Annotated in this window: 17 protein-coding genes and 1 riboswitch; of the genes, 8 read left to right on the top strand and 9 right to left on the bottom strand. The window is 43.9% G+C overall.

Going from position 1 to position 16,979, the window contains the following annotated elements; genetic code table 11:
* Positions 1–255 precede the first annotated feature (255 nt).
* From QUB24_RS07485 to QUB24_RS07500, 4 genes are all read left to right on the top strand, one after another.
* Entirely contained in the window at positions 256–1,443 is a 1,188-nt protein-coding gene (locus tag QUB24_RS07485; RefSeq protein WP_333152031.1) for a M20 family metallopeptidase, read from the top strand.
* Positions 1,444–1,643: 200 nt separating this feature from the next.
* Positions 1,644–1,856, top strand: a complete 213-nt coding sequence (locus tag QUB24_RS07490) for a hypothetical protein (protein ID WP_333152033.1) — start codon at positions 1,644–1,646, stop codon at positions 1,854–1,856.
* Between the two features lie 110 nt (positions 1,857–1,966).
* The gene (locus QUB24_RS07495; RefSeq protein WP_333152035.1) at positions 1,967–2,305 is read left to right on the top strand and encodes a DUF6972 family protein; all 339 of its coding nucleotides are present in this window, start codon (positions 1,967–1,969) and stop codon (positions 2,303–2,305) included.
* A complete protein-coding gene (locus QUB24_RS07500) occupies positions 2,295–2,522 on the top strand; it encodes a hypothetical protein (protein WP_445300387.1) in 228 nt (75 codons plus the stop codon). The genes QUB24_RS07495 and QUB24_RS07500 overlap by 11 nt, the downstream gene beginning before the upstream one ends.
* 73 nt (positions 2,523–2,595) lie before the next feature.
* Here the strand turns inward: QUB24_RS07500 and QUB24_RS07505 are convergent, their stop codons facing one another.
* Both QUB24_RS07505 and QUB24_RS07510 read right to left on the bottom strand, forming a co-directional pair.
* Positions 2,596–3,222 (bottom strand): AHH domain-containing protein, encoded by a 627-nt coding sequence (locus QUB24_RS07505; RefSeq protein ID WP_333152039.1) that lies wholly within the window; start codon positions 3,220–3,222, stop codon positions 2,596–2,598.
* Positions 3,222–3,683 (bottom strand): hypothetical protein, encoded by a 462-nt coding sequence (locus tag QUB24_RS07510; protein ID WP_333152041.1) that lies wholly within the window; start codon positions 3,681–3,683, stop codon positions 3,222–3,224. The genes QUB24_RS07505 and QUB24_RS07510 overlap by 1 nt, the downstream gene beginning before the upstream one ends.
* Before the next feature lie 241 nt (positions 3,684–3,924).
* On the opposite strand from QUB24_RS07510, the gene QUB24_RS07515 reads away from it, so the two are divergent.
* Together QUB24_RS07515 and QUB24_RS07520 are read left to right on the top strand one after the other, a co-directional pair.
* Entirely contained in the window at positions 3,925–5,307 is a 1,383-nt protein-coding gene (locus QUB24_RS07515; RefSeq protein WP_333152043.1) for an ATP-binding protein, read from the top strand.
* Positions 5,308–5,683: 376 nt separating this feature from the next.
* A complete protein-coding gene (locus QUB24_RS07520) occupies positions 5,684–7,339 on the top strand; it encodes a SpoIID/LytB domain-containing protein (protein ID WP_333152045.1) in 1,656 nt (551 codons plus the stop codon).
* A gap of 261 nt (positions 7,340–7,600) precedes the next feature.
* Here the strand turns inward: QUB24_RS07520 and QUB24_RS07525 are convergent, their stop codons facing one another.
* Positions 7,601–7,900 carry a ferredoxin gene (locus QUB24_RS07525; RefSeq protein WP_333152047.1) on the bottom strand — a complete coding sequence of 100 codons (300 nt, stop codon included), beginning with the start codon at positions 7,898–7,900 and terminating at the stop codon, positions 7,601–7,603.
* A 534-nt stretch (positions 7,901–8,434) separates the two neighbouring features.
* On the bottom strand, positions 8,435–8,734 hold the full coding sequence (locus QUB24_RS07530) for a ferredoxin (protein ID WP_333152049.1): 300 nt from the start codon (positions 8,732–8,734) through the stop codon (positions 8,435–8,437).
* Positions 8,735–9,261: 527 nt separating this feature from the next.
* Between QUB24_RS07530 and QUB24_RS07535 the strand changes: the two genes are divergently transcribed.
* Complete coding sequence (locus QUB24_RS07535; RefSeq protein ID WP_333152051.1) at positions 9,262–10,299, top strand: Gfo/Idh/MocA family oxidoreductase; 1,038 nt, start codon at positions 9,262–9,264, stop codon at positions 10,297–10,299.
* A 65-nt stretch (positions 10,300–10,364) separates the two neighbouring features.
* On the opposite strand, the gene QUB24_RS07540 is transcribed toward QUB24_RS07535, so the two are convergent.
* Entirely contained in the window at positions 10,365–10,967 is a 603-nt protein-coding gene (locus tag QUB24_RS07540; protein ID WP_333152053.1) for a glutathione S-transferase family protein, read from the bottom strand.
* A 278-nt stretch (positions 10,968–11,245) separates the two neighbouring features.
* A riboswitch (Fluoride riboswitch) is annotated at positions 11,246–11,334 on the top strand.
* A gap of 91 nt (positions 11,335–11,425) precedes the next feature.
* Between QUB24_RS07540 and QUB24_RS07545 the strand changes: the two genes are divergently transcribed.
* Entirely contained in the window at positions 11,426–13,051 is a 1,626-nt protein-coding gene (locus QUB24_RS07545) for a cation:proton antiporter (RefSeq protein WP_333152148.1), read from the top strand.
* A gap of 217 nt (positions 13,052–13,268) precedes the next feature.
* Here the strand turns inward: QUB24_RS07545 and QUB24_RS07550 are convergent, their stop codons facing one another.
* The 4 genes from QUB24_RS07550 to tnpA all read right to left on the bottom strand — a co-directional run bounded on the left by QUB24_RS07550 (position 13,269) and on the right by tnpA (position 16,951).
* Positions 13,269–14,078, bottom strand: a complete 810-nt coding sequence (locus QUB24_RS07550) for a glucose 1-dehydrogenase (protein ID WP_333152055.1) — start codon at positions 14,076–14,078, stop codon at positions 13,269–13,271.
* A gap of 421 nt (positions 14,079–14,499) precedes the next feature.
* Complete coding sequence (locus tag QUB24_RS07555; RefSeq protein WP_333152057.1) at positions 14,500–14,772, bottom strand: hypothetical protein; 273 nt, start codon at positions 14,770–14,772, stop codon at positions 14,500–14,502.
* Positions 14,773–15,510: 738 nt separating this feature from the next.
* Positions 15,511–16,560: a transposase gene (locus QUB24_RS07560; protein WP_333152060.1), complete on the bottom strand. Its 1,050-nt coding sequence runs from the start codon at positions 16,558–16,560 to the stop codon at positions 15,511–15,513.
* The gene (tnpA, locus tag QUB24_RS07565) at positions 16,553–16,951 is read right to left on the bottom strand and encodes an IS200/IS605 family transposase (protein WP_333152062.1); all 399 of its coding nucleotides are present in this window, start codon (positions 16,949–16,951) and stop codon (positions 16,553–16,555) included. Before tnpA ends, QUB24_RS07560 begins: the two co-directional genes overlap by 8 nt.
* Between the last annotated feature and the right edge of the window lie 28 nt (positions 16,952–16,979).

Consider the following 16,979-nt stretch of genomic DNA (forward strand, 5'->3'; position numbering starts at 1 on the left):
AATAGTCAAATAAAAATCAGCATCTTCACCTAAAATATTAACTTTTGTTCCCCGTTTCAACCTAACTCTCTTTTCTCTCTTTTCTCTGCGTCCTATGCGCCCTCTGCGGTTAGAAAAAAAATCTTATTCACAAACGAAATAGCATTGCCATCCAAAAGCCCGATCGCACATTTGCGCCTTATAACCCTGTTCACCCCCAAACATATGCGTTACCCTAGTTGACTACAACTTGTACCGCACTCCCCAACAAAATTCATGCTTTCCCGCATCAAAGAAATAGCCGCCACCCTCGCACCCCGCTTAATAGAAATACGCCGGCACATCCACTCCCACCCCGAACTCAGCGGCCAAGAATATCAAACCGCCGCCTACGTAGCCGGAGTTCTCGCATCCAGCGGAGTTCACGCCATCGAAGGAATCGGCAAAACAGGAGTGCTCGGCGAACTCAAAGGCCACAGCAGCGAGTCCCGGTGGTTGGCAATTCGCACCGATATGGACGCTTTGCCGATTCAAGAACGCACAAACTTAGAATTTGCCTCCCGCAACGAGGGAGTCATGCACGCCTGCGGCCACGACATCCACACCACCGTCGGTTTGGGCGCAGCCATGATATTGTCTCAGCTAGGGGAAAAATTGCCCGGTCACGTCCGCTTCTTGTTTCAGCCGGCCGAAGAGATTGCCCAAGGTGCTCAATGGATGATTAAAGATGGGGCGATGGAAGATGTTGACGGCATCCTCGGAGTGCACGTTTTTCCGACGATTCCCGGCGGTTGCATCGGTATCCGCCACGGGGCCCTGACGGCGGCGGCAGATGACATAGAATTGATTGTGATGGGCGAATCCGGCCACGGTGCGCGCCCCCACGAGGCGATCGACGCAATTTGGATTGCTTCTCAGATAATTACCACTTTGCAGCAGGCAATTAGCCGCACGCAAAATCCTTTGAGGCCACTGGTTTTGACGATCGGGCAAATTAACGGCGGACGAGCGCCGAACGTGATTGCCGATCGAGTAAAATTATTGGGAACTGTGCGATCGCTCCATCCGGAAACCCACGAAAACCTGCCGGCTTGGATCGAACAAATTGTTTCTAGCGTTTGCGGGACTTACGGCGCTAAGTACGAACTCACCTACAAGCGGGGCGTGCCGGGAGTCCAAAACGACCCAAAACTCACCCAATTAGTCGAAACTGCGGCTTTAGAAGCTTTAGGTCGATCGCGCGTCCAGATTTTACCAGAACCATCCCTCGGCGCGGAAGATTTTTCGATGTACTTAGAACACGCACCGGGAACCATGTTTCGCTTAGGAGTGGGACTGACTGACAAACCCAACTATCCCCTCCATCACCCGCAATTTGAGGTCGATGAATCTGCGATCGTGACCGGCGCTGTCACCTTAGCCTATGCCGCCTACCAATATTGGAAACAGCAAGCCAGTAAGTGATATCGTTTCTAATCGTAGTTGTAGGGTGTGTCGCGATCGACAATCCCTCAACTAATAGCGACAATCTAATAGCGACGCACCTTACCAAATAGCTAACTCAGAATGAAAAATTCTCAATTCGCGATCGCGCTCCGAATTATTTTATCACTTTTTTGGAAAGACTGCGCGATTTATCCACATTAACCGCACAAGAGATCGAGATGAATCGCAGTCAATCTCTTCGCTGTCATCCGATTAAGTGGCGAGAAACAACTGAACCCAATGGGTTTGGGATTCCGAACGAAAAAGAATTAGTAACGATTCCTTATCAGTTTTCTCTTTCAACGAACGAACACGGTCGAGTGCAGGGTTTTTTTATTGAGGATGTATTTTATATTGTTTGGTTAGATCCGAATCATAATCTTTATCAGTAAGCAGTGCTTTTTTGAAAAACACAGGCCAGGGGCGATCGCACTTTTTGACAAATTGGGATTTAAGGGCGATCGCGTGATTTAATGATACTTGTATGCTTAGCAATTAATTAATGAGTGGAATTAATCGCCAAATCACCCTTAACAGCAGGCACATTGCTAAACACTTCCCAGACACGCCACAAATGAGAAGACTGCTTAATAAAGGACGTGCTGCTCATATTTTTAACGATGAGGCTACTATGAATCAGGTAGCTCAAGCCATAATAGAAGATGGAGACTTTACAGGTACGATTCGGGGCTACGATCGTTATGGTATGTTTTTTGTTGAATCAATTGGTTATAGAGTTGACCCGGATGGTAGCCGTCTTTTACTTTATTATGGAGAGATAAAAGTTGATGCAGAAAACCGATACCACGTTACACCTCGAAGCCGACCAAGTGAAGAATAACTGGGAATTTACAGAGGTATGGATCGATCCAAATATTTCACCGCCTTATCTGCTTTTGTTACTAAGTGACGCTGAGGGAAATTGTCGGATATACGATCCGGCGGAGGGTTATAAAGTTGTGTTTTCTAGTCAGAGTTATGATGAGGCGCAGTATTGGCTTTTAGAGGATGAGTATGAACCCGTAGAAGGGCGGCTGAGAGGGTCAGAGTTAGTTTGAATAGTTGATGTTGAAAGGGCGATCGCCCTTTTCACAAGTTGGCAGATGAAGGGCGATCGCTCAACCTTTTAAATTACACATCATTGATTGAGCAAATCCCGGTTGCTATCCATTCATTTATTTTCTCTTTGAGATAAGCAATAACGTCGTTCAAAAGCTCTTTAATAGCCTCACAATCATATTCTAAACCATTTCCCACAATCTTGTCATACCATTCCTCTTCAAGAATGTCCAGTACCAAGTTGGAGTAATCTGGATGACTCCCTTTATGGAAGTGAACTGGCACGAGCAAACGGTTAATGGGTTTGTTTTCATCAAAACCGCATCTTCTTCTTGCACAAAGTGTCAAATTACTATGTTTCCATACGTCAATTGGTATAACGTGGTGCGCGATAAATCCTTTTTGTTTACTAGAAAACGTAGATTTTCTAGCGACTTCAGTCATAGTTGCTATATCTTGTGGAGTAAATTTGTCTGATTGAACTCGTGCAGCCATCGTAAGTATAGCTAGTAGCTGTTCTAGCGTAACATTTAGCTCAAGGATTTCGCCATTCTTCGTTGCCTTTTTATTTTTTAGAAGCAGCTTTCCCACTGACGGATCAAACTGCCCCCAATAATCTCCTGGCTGAATATTTAAATATTTCACCAGTGGCGAGTGAGATTTAATCGTAATATTTTCAAACGATCTTTTCATTGACATTAAGACACCTCAACTCCAAGTAACGCCAAGATCAACATTAAAAGTTCCTCTATCTCATTATCATTAAAAAGATTTCGGAGACGCTTGTCATACTTTGAACGGTCAAATTTGCGAATCTTACGGATAACTTCTTGCTGCTGAGGTTTTAATTTACCTTGCTGTTCTAGTTGATCCAATTGTTCGCCAAATTCATTCAGTAGTTCTTGAAGTGTCAGATTTTGAAAATTACTTCTATATTTATCAGGATCAAATTTTCCCGCTCTTCGTTTAGAAGTAAAATCAGGAAGATTTGGAAGTTTAACCCCTCCAAGTGCAAAAGCAAATGCAATTACCCCAAATACAACTCCAAATGCGATTTTGAAACACAATTTCAGTATAAACCAAACTACCTCCCAGATTCCAGAAAGTATTTTTGAAGTAGTTTCATTACGATCTTCAGAGGATGATTTTATTTTTCCCATGTTACTGTTAATCTTCCTGCTTTAAACAATAAATTTGACGGACGAGAATGTTTAGACTAAAAAATTAACACCTTTTGATATAATATCATCTAATTCATTTTGTTTCGTTAGCAAATAGTCGGCTTTAGTAGCCATTTTTACCTCAAAACATATTGAATCAAGTAGGATTTAGTTGCTAAAGTATCAAGCAGTAGGATAGAGTAGGAAAATCATAGGCAAAACCCCACCCCCTACTCGATCTATGGACGTTCAAGAAGTTTTAGAATGCGCTGACAATCTTGTATTCACCAAAACGCAAAAACACCTAGACCATCTTCAAGAAGCTATATTGCGCGGTACTTGGCAACGCCAGAAATACCCTGAAATTGCCAAAAGCTGCCACCGTAGCGAAGCTCATGTCAAAAAAGTCGCCTCAAAATTATGGAAGCTTTTATCAGAAACATTAGGTGAAGACATCAATCAATCTAACTTTCGCCCAACTGTAGAGAGATGGCAATTCTCGAATTTCTCAATTACTGGGAATGGCTGCGTGCAGATAGGTAAAGTCTCCACAGATGGTTCCCTCTCTTTCACAGTCCCCGAACAAACACAGAAAAACGAGGATATATCAAATAAACCGACAGAGAACGCTAAACTTACAGTATGTCAAGACTTATCCGACGCACCAGAACCCAACCTATTCTATAACCGCACATCCGAACTCACCACTCTCAAACAGTGGATTTTGGAAAACCGCACCCGCCTCATCACCATATACGGCTTATCTGGCATTGGCAAAACCGCCCTAACTCTCCAACTAATCCCACAAATTAAACACGAATTCGATTATATTATTTACCGCAGTCTCCGCAATTCTCCAACACTGAAAACCCTCCAAACAAACTTAATTCAATTCGTCTCGCAGCAACAAGACATCGAATTGCCCTCACTTATTGAGCATTTGCGTTCATCCCGCTGTCTCATCATCCTCGATGATATCCAAACCATTTTCAGCAGCCAACAACTCGCAGGCAACTACCAACCAGGCTATGACAATTACGGCACATTCTTCAAACAACTAGCAGAATCATCCCACAACAGTTGCTTAATTCTCCTCAGTTGGGAAAAGCCCAGAGAAATTGCCCCCCTAGAAGGCGAAAACCGCCCATGTAAATCGCTGCAACTCAACGGTTTGGGCCCGGAAGCAGGGGAAATATTCAGAGAAAAAAGATTAGCAGAAGAGGAGAAATGGTCACAACTGATTGACCTTTACCGAGGCAATCCCTTATGGTTAAATATAGTTGCAACTATGATTCAAGATTTATTCGGCGGCAGCGTTTCCGAATTCCTGTCCTATGATACCCTATTTTTAGGTGATTTAGAATCTCTGCTGCACCAGCAGTGCGATCGCCTATTTGACTCAGAAAAACAAGTGATATCCTGGTTAGCTAGTGAAGTCGAACCAGTTGAAATATCACAAATTTCAGCCAATCTCGAATTATCCCCATCAGCCTTATTACAAGCTGTGCAATCCTTGGGACGGCGTTTATTAATTGAAAAAGTGAAACAAGGTGAGAAAACGCTTTTCACACTCCAGCCTGTATTGATGGAGTATGTGAAAAACCACTTCCTAAAGTTTGGATAGTTTCAGGGCTTCTCGTGGGAGGCTAGAAACCGGGTTTCTACGAAATTTTGCGTTTAGTAGCGAGAAATCTACGAGGAAACCCGGTTTCTGAAGACACAACTATTTTCATGGGAGGCTAGAAACCGGGTTTCTACGAAATTTTGTGTTTAGTAGCCAGAAATCTACGAAGAAACCCGGTTTCTGAGAGCACAACTATTTTGCAAGGTGCGTCGCTGCGAGATTGTCGCTCTTTTTTAGGGATTTATCGCAGGCGACGCACCCTACGGCTAGCTCAAGCGTATTGGCCTATCTTCCGGAATTCCCCTATACCAGCCGCCAAATGTGCTAACGTACAATCAAAAATCCCCCATTTTCAACTATCGCGAGACAGATAACCGTGTTCGCTCAAGCACCTCCAACTCCCAATTACAAATGGTTTAGCTGCATATCTAGCACTGTTTTCACCGCATTGTGCCTGTTGCCTCTTTTCAGCGCTGCGGGATACGCCCAAACTCCCCAAAATAGACCGATCAAAATCGGCGTAGTGCAGCGGTTTGGCACGAAAGCAACCGACAAACTGACGCTGAAAGCATTACCGGGCGACAGCTTAACATTGAGTTACAAAACTCCTCAAGGCATAGAAACCAAAACGGCTGCTAGCGTCAAGTTAGAAATAGCCCCGAAACCGCTGGAATCGCCCTTAGTAGAAGAACGAGTGGTACTAAGTTCCCACCGCAGTTTCGAGAGTGCAGAAGACAGCGCCAATCAGTGGCGCGCCCAGGGAATAGAAGTAGAAATTGCTCAACCTTTGCGCTGGCAAGTTTGGGCAAAAAGAGATGTTTATAACTCTCCTTTGGTGCGGCGCTGGCTGTTGCAAAGTTTGCAAGCTCAAGGGAACAAAACAGCTTTTTTGGATTCCAAAGTTTTTAAACAAATACCCCAGGCATTTTGGGTTTTAAATGGCTTTCGTTTCAACCGCAATGAGTTGGATGTGACGGCCGGGAAAAATGTGATTGAGGTATTGCAACAAACCACCCAAGAGGCGACAGCTACTGAACCAGAAAAAGCAATTCAAGAAACTCACCGTTATGGCGGCAGTTTGCACCTGCAAAAAAATTCTTACGGCACTTATACTTTGGTGAATAAAGTGCTGACCGAAACTTATTTGCGGGGTGTTGTTCCTCACGAAATTGGGGCTTTTTCGCCTTACGCTGCGATTGTCGCTCAAACTATTTTGGCGAGAACCTACGCCCTGAGAAATTTGCGCCGGTTTGCTGTGGATAATTATGAGTTGTGCGCTGATGTTAACTGTCAAGTTTATAAGGGTTTGACGGAGGTTTACCCGCAAAGTGATAAGGCGATCGCCCAAACGAGCGGTTTGGTGCTAAGTTACGAAAATCAGCTAGTAGACGCGCTCTATTCCGCGTCTAGCGGCGGCGTGACAGCCTCTTTTAATGATGTGTGGCAGGGCGCGGAACGTCCATATTTGCGATCGATCGTCGATTCCCCTAATAAGGTATGGGATTTGTCCAAGCAGAGTTTGTCTGACGAAAACAATTTCCGCCGCTTTATCAGTTTGGAAAAAGGGTTTAATGAGGAAAAAGAAGACACTTTTCGGTGGCGCGAACCCGCTTCTTTGACCGCGATTGGTGGATTTCTCAAACAGTATCTTCAGAAAAAACAGCACCCGCTGGCTAATTTTAAAACTGTCACTCAGGTGGAAGTGGTGGAAAGGTCGCTCGCAGGTCGAGTTTTGCAAATGAAGGTTCAAACTGACTTGGGCCCTATCGATATCGACAAAGACGAAATTCGCAATGCTTTTTACCCGCCGATTAGCACGCTTTTTTACCTAGAACCAATTTACAATCCAGACAAAACTCTCAATGGTTATGCTTTTGTCGGAGGCGGTTTCGGGCACGGGGTGGGAATGAGTCAGACTGGTTCTTACAATTTGGCTAATTTGGGCTGGAATGGCTCTCAAATTCTGGGCTTTTATTTTCCCGGCACTCAAGTTGTGCCGCTCAGCGATAACATTACATTTTGGCAACCATAAAATTAAACTCCCAAAATTCAGTGAGGACTTGCGTAAAAACTATCGAAGGCAAGCAGGAGCAATGCAATCTCAATCCCGGATTTTTCCGAATCTTTAGCGCAAGTCCTAAAATTTTGAGATTTGAGATTTTAGATTCTAGAATGATTTTACGAGTTAACTAAAATCTGCTATCTAAAATCTCAAATTATTCGGTCAGCTATCGCCTCAAACTACTATTAATCAATAGCTTGGAGTTAGAGCAGATGGCTGACGGCTCCTTTTTTAGTACAGCTCTTCTTCTTTGTGAGTTTCTATCGTGCAGTCAGACTGGGGATAGGCGACGCAGGTGAGGATCATTCCGGCCTCGATTTGGTCGTCGTCCAAGAAAGATTGGTCGGATTGGTCAACAGTGCCTGATATGATTTTGCCGGCGCAGGTGGAGCAAGCTCCAGCGCGGCAAGAGTAGGGGAGGTCGAGTCCTGCTTCTTCAGCAGCATCAAGAATGTAAGTATCGTCATCAACGTCAATGGTCTGGTTAATTCCTTCGGCTTCGCTGATGAGGGTAACTTTGTAAGTCGCCATGCACTAAATCCTCTCAAAAATTCAACAATATTGATAATTTTTCCTAATGCAACCTTCAAGGCTCTATTAGCTTTGAGGTTAGGCATTAGGTTCGTTCCCTCTATGATAGTAGGGGATAGAAGGGAGGTGGACACACTCATTTACCAAACATTTGAATGGGATTAGTTATAACTTTTTTAAATTTCATCTTGATTACTTATACATACTAAAGTCGGATTTAAATCATCGGCACTACACAAACAAAGTCCGCGCAACGCGAGACTAAATATCAGTCGTAAAACTTTTAGATTTTAGACTTTGGATTCTAGATTGGTTTCACAGTTAATCTAAAATCTGCCATCTAAAATCTAAAATTATTTGGTCAGCTATCTGCTCAAACAGCTACGAATTCATAGATGGGAGTGAGAGACTGCTGGCGGCTTTGTTGCAGTGTTAGACACAGAAACCCGGTTTCTTAACATAATTGCCGTATTTCAGCTTAATTCTGGAAACGAGCAACCGGGTTTCTTAGGGTATCACGCAGAGCGTCCTTTCTTAGTAGAGCTCTTCTTCTTTGTGAGTTTCGATCGTACAGTCAGACTTGGGATAGGCGACGCAGGTGAGGACAAATCCGGCCTCGATTTGGTCATCGTCCAAGAAAGATTGGTCGGATTGGTCAACAGTGCCTGATATGATTTTGCCGGCGCAGGTGGAGCAAGCTCCAGCGCGGCAAGAGTAGGGGAGGTCGAGTCCTGCTTCTTCAGCAGCATCAAGAATGTAAGTATCGTCATCAACGTCAATGGTCTGGTTAATTCCTTCGGCTTCGCTGATGAGGGTAACTTTGTAAGTCGCCATGCACTAAATCCTCTCAAAAATTCAACAATATTGATAATTTTTCCTAATGCAACCTTCAAGGCTCTATTAGCTTTGAGGTTAGCTCTTAGGTTTGTTCCCTCTATGATAGTAGGGGAAAGAAGCAAGGTTGCAACACTTATTTACAAAAAATTTGAATGGGATTAGTTATAACTTTTTCTAATTTCATCTTTATTACTTATACCTATGTTGGGTTCAGCCGTGTGATACTGTTGCCGCAAGACTTGCGCTAAATAATCCGGTTTCTAGGAAAAATCCTGTTTTGAGCCCTACAGCACAAAAACCGGGTTGTGGGTATGCGGTGTGTCGATCGAGTTTCAGCAAGACTTGCTGCAAGGCAAGTCCCAGCAGGCGGTGAAATGTATAGTTAGATCGACATCAAGACTTGGGTGTTGAAGGCTCGATCGCATAAATCGCACCACAACCACAGGTTAAAATCGGGGCCATAGAACCCCTAAACCCCTGCACCGCAAGTCTGTAACTATCTAAAATCTTAAATCTCAAATCCCATGACTAATATTGATACTCGCTTTGGTTTTTCAGTTAATTCTCCAATTCGCGTGGGGATTGTGGGTACTGGTTTTGCCGCTAAGTTGAGGGCCGAGACAATTCAAGCTGATGGGCGATCGCACTTGGTAGCGGTTGCGGGCCACAGCCCGGAGAAAACCGCAGCATTTTGTCAAGGGTTCGGGGCAGAAGCTGCGGTTTCCTGGCGCAAGCTGGTAGAAAGAGACGATTTAGATTTGGTAATTGTCTGTACGGTGAACCGGGATCACGGGGCGATCGTCCTGGCCGCGCTCGAAAATGACAAGCACGTTGTCGTGGAATATCCTCTATCTTTAGATGTATCTGAAGCAGAAAGGGCGATCGAACTTGCCGCCCAAAAGCAAAAACTCCTCCACATCGAACACATCGAACTGTTAGGCGGTTTGCACTCCTCAATCAAAGAATCTTTGCCCTTAATCGGTAAAGTTTTTTACGCCCGCTACATTACTATGAGTCCTCAACATCCAGCGCCACAGCGGTGGACTTATCAACATTCCCTCTTTGGCTTTCCGTTAGTTGGTGCAATTTCGCGACTGCACCGATTTACTGATTTGTTCGGGGAAGTGGCAAGCGTTAACTGTCAAGCTCAATTTTGGGACAGTCAGCCGGATTTCTACAAAGCTTGTTTGTGCAACGCACAGTTGCGCTTTGCCAATGGCCTTGTCGCTGAAGCTGTTTATGGAAAAGGAGAGACTTTTTGGCAGTCGGAAAACATTTTTACTATCTACGGTGAAGAAGGAACGCTGGTTTTTACTCCCGAATCCGGTCAATTAATTCAGGGAGAAAATCGGCGCAACATCAAAGTAGGAACGCGGCGCGGCTTGTTTGCCAAAGACACCGATATGGTGTTGGAATATTTGTCAAACGGTACGCCTTTGTACGTAAATAATGCCAGTAGTTTGTACGCTTTGAAGGTTGCAGATGCTGCGAGGCGATCGAGCGAGATTGGGCAAAATATAGCGATTCGTAACTTACCATCGGACATAATAAGTTTGCAGTAAGGAATTCAGTCCTCAGTTGATGCTTTTAGTCAATTAAGATTCTTCGTACTTACTACGAACAACTTTTATTTATGTGCGATACTAATATATCGAGGTTGATTTTTTACTCGCTCGATCCAAGTTTGAATTGCCGGAAATCTGGTTAAATCAAATCCGCCCTCGCCCGCAACGTGAGTGTAAGCAAATAAACCGATGTCAGCAATAGTATAGCGATCGCCAACAAAAAAAGCATGGTTTGCTAAATGCTGTTCCATCACCCCCAAAGCACCATAACCCGGTGCTTGTTTTTGTTTAAGTGCTTCTTGATATTCTTCAGCTTTACCTGTCAAATACCAAAAACGAGAAGTAGCAATAAAAGGTTCGTGGCTGTACTGTTCAAAAAATAACCACTGCATGACTTGAGCGCGTTCAACTTTATCACTGGGGAAAAACTCTGTTCCTTCGCTCAAATAAAACATAATTGCATTAGATTCAAATAGAAAATTATCCGGTTCTATTTCTAAAACAGGAATACGCCCGTTAGGATTTTTAATCAAAAATTCAGGAGTTCGGCTTTCTCCTTTTATAATATCAATTTCCCGTCGCTCGCAGGGAATGTTAAGCTGAGTTAAAAGCAAGCGGATTTTGTAGCAATTCCCAGATAGAGAATATTCGTAAAGTTTCAACATGAGTATTTTTTTAGATACCGCAAAGAACACTGAACACGCAGACTTAAGAAAGAAAAAAAACAAAGAAAAAAAGAAGTTCACAACTCATTATTGTAGCAGCATTTGGGGGCTAGAGCAGCATTGCTACCTTCAGAAGTAATATGGGTTAGGTGCAACCCAGAGCACCCTAAATTCATCAATATTGGAGAATCAATGAAATTATACGGGAAAAATCCTCCCTTAAATAGCGTTAGGGAAGGGGCACGGAAATGGAAGATGAGCTTCAATAGTGCTATAAAAGTAATGATGGCGATGGAGCTCGCCGAAACCGCCCTTCGTTATTAATAATCTTCATAACGTTTAAAAGGCTGATGGCTCCTACTGTTCCGACTTGTGGCGGAAGGGTAGGATGGTGCGGAGGCGTCGATCGATCTTTCCCCTACAAGTCACGTTCATCCATTCAGCTTCAAGGTGGCGTGATGTTAGAAAGTATGATCTGGATTTTATTAATGGGCTTTTTTGTCGGGCAGATTGCTCGACGGCTGAAAGCTCCAGCACTGGTAGGTATGGTGCTAGTGGGCATTTTATTAGGCCCACAACTGGGGAATGTCATTAGCCCAGAGGTTTTGGGCGCAGCGAATTCCCTTCGCACCATTGCCGTGATGGTGATTTTAATGAAGGCGGGGTTAGGACTCGATCGCGAAAAGCTATCCCAACAGGGAACCGTGGCGCTGCGATTAGGCTTTCTCCCTGCAGCTTGCGAGGCTATCTCTATTGCTGTCGCTGCGATGTGGCTACTTCAGTTTGATTTTTTGACGGGGCTACTGCTAGGCTGCATCATTGGCGCAGAATCTCCAGCAGTAATTGTTCCCGGAATGCTGCGGTTAAAAAGTCTAGGTTGGGGAGTAAAAAAAGGAATTCCCGATGCCATTCTGACTGGAAGTGCCTTGTCAGATGTATTGCTTTTGCTGGTGTTTAGCCTACTGCTAGCGTTTCTGTCCCAAGGGAAAGCTACAACCATTACCTTACTGGGAGGAATCACCCTCAGCCCTCTGCAATTACTGCCATTTCAAATCATCATCCAAATTACCTTGGGGGTGCTGTTGGGATGGGTGACTGCTCGAATTTTGGTGTCACTATTAGTCAAGCAAAACTGGACTAAAACTGCGGTTCAGGACTCCCTAGTCGCTGCTGGCTTTGCCCTAGGGCTGGTAGTATCAGCCGAACATATTCCGGTTTTCTCTGGCTATTTGGCTGTCATGGCGGCGGGGTTTTTCCTGATTGAGTTGGATGCACCTTTAGCACGAAGGCTGCGGGGTGGCTTTGATAGTTTGTGGACGATCGCGGAAATTATTTTGTTTGTGCTGCTGGGAGCCAGTATTCAACTTAATGTATTAGGCAATACCTTGCTGGTTGGTTTGTTGGTGTTGGCGATTGGGACTCTGATTGGGCGATCGCTCGGTTGGTATCTTTCCACCTTGGGTAGTAATTGGACTGGGAAAGAACGGCTGTTTTTGCTAGCAGGAAATTCGGCTAAGGCAACGGTGCAAGCGGCGATTGGGGCGATTCCTCTAGCTCAGGGGATTGCTGGTGGCGAGACGATTTTGGCGATCGCAGCCCTCTCAATTTTAGTAACCGCTCCCTTGGGTGCATGGGCAATTCCTACCTTTGCTCCCAAACTATTAGAAAAAGGCGAAGTTGACCCGACAAAAGTAGCTATTTCCGGTCGTCCAGTTTTTCTCGCCGCCGTAGACACTTCCCCCCTAACAACAGATGTTTTAACTAAGGCCGCAGACTTAGCTCGGCGCAGTGACGGGGATGTGATTGTTTTGTATGTGGATAACCTGGGAGATAAAAAGGCGATCGCCCAATTACAACAACAAGCACAACGAATCTTATCAGATATTCGCTATGAGTTCCTGAGTCTTTCTGGTACAGTGCCAGAGGAGATTATCCGCGTGGCGCAAGCTCGGCAAGTGACATATATTGCGATCGGAAAACGAGGGCATCAACCTTGGGAACAAGTGCTAGTAGGTTCAGTTTCTCAAGCCGTATTAGAAACCAGTCCTCTTCCTGTCATCTTGGTAGAATCTAGTTACAAGTAATCCCAAATATGGGTTTTATATCCCCTTGATCATCTTCTCCCCTCTCTGTGTCCTCTGCGCCCTCTGCGGTTCATAATCAAGGCGCTATTTAACGCCAATTTAGGCTCGATCGCAGCGAGCCTAAATTTATCCAAAAGAATCATTTCTTATGAAACCTATCCCTCAATTTCAGCAGTTCACAGTCATTCCGCAACTCAGCAAGTGGTTCATTGTCAGTTTAGGCAGACCAAGATTCGCGAAAGTCAGCATAGATGGTCAATCCACCATCAATATAGAGCGTTTGTCCCGTAATGTAAGCCGCTTCATCTGATGCGAGAAAGGCAACAGATGCCGCCATTTCCTCCGATGTGCCTGCCCGTCCCATTGGGATATGGCTTTCCACTACTGCCTTTTGTTCTGGATTGTCAGTCCAGCTTTCATTAATCGGTGTAATTGTTGCACCGGGCGCAATAGCATTGACGCGGATGCCTCGGTTTGCGTATTCCAACGCTAGGGTTTTGGTTAAATTACCCATGCCACCTTTGCTGATGGAATAGCTGATATACATCGGGCGGGGAATGATTTCATGCACACTGGAAATATTGATAATCACCCCAGGGCGTTGCTGACTCAATAGGTGCTTAATAGTTTCCCGCGCACAGAGATATGCACCTCGCAAATTTACTGCAATCACGCGATCGAATTCATCGGTTGGCACTTCATGGGATGCGCTTTCTGTTTGAATCCCAGCATTATTAATCAGGATATCGAGACTACCAAATTTATCAATGACAGTATTCACCATACGAAGGATCTCGTCTTCTTTGGAGACATCTCCCTGAACTAATAGCGTTTCAACTCCGCATTCCGATGCTTGTCCACAGGCTTTTTGCAGAGCAATTTCTTCAGTATCTTCTGCCTCTTCTAAGCTTTTGCGATAGTTAACGGCAATGTTGCAACCTTCTTGGGCGAGACGAATGGCGATCGCCTGCCCAATGCCTGAACTCGCTCCAGTAATGAGTGCGTTTTTTCCCTTTAAACCTTTCATAATTTCTCTTCCAGATATTCACAACAAAATATCTTAACCGAAACCTCAAGCCAACTAGCTTCAACATCAACCAGAAGGTTGTTCTGTCTTTTCGCCACGCATTTCATCAATATCCAGAAGACTGATCACCATGCCCGCGATCGGGAGGGAGCATCTCATATTTGTAAAAACACTTATTCGGGCTCCTTCCTTCTTCCTCTTTCCCCGCAGCAAGAGAGCCTCAAAACTCCTGCCTCAAAACTCCAATTTCTAGCTGGGCTGCTTTCATTGAGATGCTCCCAGTGCTAAGCTGTTGTGCATTTAAACTGAATGTCACAAAACAATCCCCTTGGGGTGGGGTGGGCGTCCCGCCCGCCCAGAATATGCAATTTAAATGCGTGACAGCTTATATACCTTCTTGATTTGATTTATGCTTACCTAATTATTGAAGTTTCCCCGCAATTAGACCAACAAGCACAATCAGACCTAATGCTCTACGAAAGTAATTAACGCCTTGAAATAATTCTTCCCAAGCCCAAGTAAACAAAGAGCCAAAGGCGACTAGCTCCAATCCTAGATTAACTTTTCCTGTTGTAACAATGAGCGTTAATAAACTAGCTATAATCCCGACACTCAGTGGTAGATTTGGCATCTGAGCTATAACAATTTGGCCTTCGCTGTCGCGGAATGTGCGATCGAACAATGTGTTTTCCATGAGTTTCTCGTGTCAATGTAATAAATATAACCAGGTTGACATTCAATACAGTTGGTTTTTTGGGGGATGATACTACAAGCTTTAGAGGGCAAGGAACATAAAAAAGTCGAATTAAATGCAAGTCAGGAGTGGAGATGACATTGATTTAATTATCCACCGGGGCTCAAAGTCATAGAAAATTAGCCATTGGGCCCTAGAAAAATAGTCCGCACTATTGAACAGTGCAATATAGGATTTATCCTGGATCAAGTTTTTTTTTATTCTCTGTCATGAATTTATTCGGCTTGTTTTTCCCATTATTTTAAGTAGTTTTATGTGAGTTGCTAGAGGGTATTATTATAGTAAATTTCCCCAAATCAAAAATCATCTCTCGCTTGGAAGAGTTTAGAGTAAAAGGTGATCTATAATTGGACAGACATCATCGTTTCTCTAGTATCGCATCGAGAGCGATCGACCTCATGCTCAAATCCAAGGTTAGCAATTCACAGGTCTAAACCTTTTCTTGATACTCCCCAGCCCTAAAGGGATGGGGATTCTTGAAGAGTCCAAATACGAACCTTCAAAGGCGAAATCAAAGCGCCTCTACTGACTCTTTTAAGGCATAACCCTAAAGTTGCCGCTACTTTTCGCAAAATATTCGCCGCACCGTTGCAGTCTGCATTGATTTTGCTTCCATCTTTTGAACGATACAATCCGCGATTAACGCGCTTCCCAGATTCTTTCCACCCTTCAGTTTTTTCACGCCCACTTAGGCAATTCATCCGAATCTAAAAAACTCGCCTTACTCGTATAGCTTTCTTCGGTTTCGATAAACCGAATGCCATATTGTTCGCAAAGTTGGGAAATCCTATCTTTCAATCGAGCGGTAGGAATTTGCACAAAATTTTGATTTGTTTTGCTGCCAAGATTAATCTCTTGACCCATTTCTTTATTCCAGCCAAAAACGACTGTGCCTATCTGATTTTCTAGGCAGTGTTTCAATATTAATCTAGCCGCTTTGTTAACTGCATCTCTGACCTGCCTGTTTCGCTTCTCTGTAATATGCGCCAATCTCTTAGACCAAAAACCTTGAGGTCTATGCTCTTTAATCGCTGCAACTCGCTTGTTATACCATTGATTTAATGATTTTAGATGCCGTCCATCTACGATAAAACTTGTTCCCGCATTGGAAACACAAGTTAACCAATTATTCAACCCTGGATCGATACCCAGAGCTTTGCTGACATCTAATTCGATCGCTCTTGACTGAAGTTGGTAGACAAACTCGGCATAAAATTGTCCATTTCTTGGCAAAATACGAATCTCTCTAATTGTCTTGTAGTCGAGATTGGACGGCATGGGCAAATAAAATTCACTAATTCCAAACCACAATTTAACCTTACTGCCTAATGGGAACCTCAATTGCCCATTCTTTAGCTTTACGTCTGCCTTTGGGAAGGTCACAAGCTTTAAGCTGTTTTTGCGGTATTTGGGTAGTCTAGGATGTTGCCTTACTGTGCCACTTTTGATTCCCTTGAGCAATCCAATATATGACTTGAAAGATTCCGCAACACTGGTCAACGTTTGTTGAGCAACATGGGAATACAGCGCTTTGAAATGAAGATTTTCCTTGAATAATTTGTGCAAGTCATACTTGCCGGGAATCCTCCCGGTCTTGAAATACAGTTGTCGAGAGTAGTAAGTCCCGCAGTTGGCTAGTTTGTTCGACTCTTCGCATACAAACTCTAGAACGCTTCTTAACTCTCGATTTGGACTAATTAAATTTTGCTGACATCCATAGCTAGACATTTTTTTGATTTTCAATGTACTGCTTGATTACTGAAATAGGCGCACCGCCAACAGTCGCAATAAAGTAGCTATTCGTCCACAGGGTTGGCAATCGACTTTTTAACCAAGGAAATTCTTGACGGAGATATCTGGAAGAGCGTCCTTTCATGTATCGAATTAGCTTGGCAATTCCAAATTGAGGATCGCACTCGACTAAGAGGTGAACATGATCTGGCATTACTTCCATTTCTATTAATTCACTGTTAAACTCAGTCGCCACCTCTAACAATATCTCCTTTAAACGGGCATCGACCCCCTCAACTAAAATCTTGCGACGATATTTCGGACACCACACAATGTGGTACTTGCACGAGTAGACAACATTTTTATTTGATTTGTAATTAACACTCATAGTAGAGTTATACAGCACTAATCTGCAT

Source organism: Microcoleus sp. B9-D4 (genome assembly GCF_036705105.1).
Lineage (GTDB): Bacteria > Cyanobacteriota > Cyanobacteriia > Cyanobacteriales > Microcoleaceae > Microcoleus.

What these genes read in the sequence shown, in the direction of transcription:
- QUB24_RS07535 (WP_333152051.1), top strand. Translation starts at nt 9,262, where the DNA reads ATGACTAATATTGATACTCGCTTTGGTTTTTCAGTTAATTCTCCAATT.
- QUB24_RS07540 (WP_333152053.1), bottom strand. Translation starts at nt 10,967, where the DNA reads ATGTTGAAACTTTACGAATATTCTCTATCTGGGAATTGCTACAAAATC.
- QUB24_RS07525 (WP_333152047.1), bottom strand. Translation starts at nt 7,900, where the DNA reads ATGGCGACTTACAAAGTTACCCTCATCAGCGAAGCCGAAGGAATTAAC.
- QUB24_RS07555 (WP_333152057.1), bottom strand. Translation starts at nt 14,772, where the DNA reads ATGGAAAACACATTGTTCGATCGCACATTCCGCGACAGCGAAGGCCAA.
- QUB24_RS07550 (WP_333152055.1), bottom strand. Translation starts at nt 14,078, where the DNA reads ATGAAAGGTTTAAAGGGAAAAAACGCACTCATTACTGGAGCGAGTTCA.
- tnpA (WP_333152062.1), bottom strand. Translation starts at nt 16,951, where the DNA reads ATGAGTGTTAATTACAAATCAAATAAAAATGTTGTCTACTCGTGCAAG.
- QUB24_RS07560 (WP_333152060.1), bottom strand. Translation starts at nt 16,560, where the DNA reads ATGTCTAGCTATGGATGTCAGCAAAATTTAATTAGTCCAAATCGAGAG.
- QUB24_RS07495 (WP_333152035.1), top strand. Translation starts at nt 1,967, where the DNA reads ATGAGTGGAATTAATCGCCAAATCACCCTTAACAGCAGGCACATTGCT.
- QUB24_RS07505 (WP_333152039.1), bottom strand. Translation starts at nt 3,222, where the DNA reads ATGTCAATGAAAAGATCGTTTGAAAATATTACGATTAAATCTCACTCG.
- QUB24_RS07530 (WP_333152049.1), bottom strand. Translation starts at nt 8,734, where the DNA reads ATGGCGACTTACAAAGTTACCCTCATCAGCGAAGCCGAAGGAATTAAC.
- QUB24_RS07510 (WP_333152041.1), bottom strand. Translation starts at nt 3,683, where the DNA reads ATGGGAAAAATAAAATCATCCTCTGAAGATCGTAATGAAACTACTTCA.
- QUB24_RS07515 (WP_333152043.1), top strand. Translation starts at nt 3,925, where the DNA reads ATGGACGTTCAAGAAGTTTTAGAATGCGCTGACAATCTTGTATTCACC.
- QUB24_RS07485 (WP_333152031.1), top strand. Translation starts at nt 256, where the DNA reads ATGCTTTCCCGCATCAAAGAAATAGCCGCCACCCTCGCACCCCGCTTA.
- QUB24_RS07490 (WP_333152033.1), top strand. Translation starts at nt 1,644, where the DNA reads ATGAATCGCAGTCAATCTCTTCGCTGTCATCCGATTAAGTGGCGAGAA.
- QUB24_RS07545 (WP_333152148.1), top strand. Translation starts at nt 11,426, where the DNA reads ATGTTAGAAAGTATGATCTGGATTTTATTAATGGGCTTTTTTGTCGGG.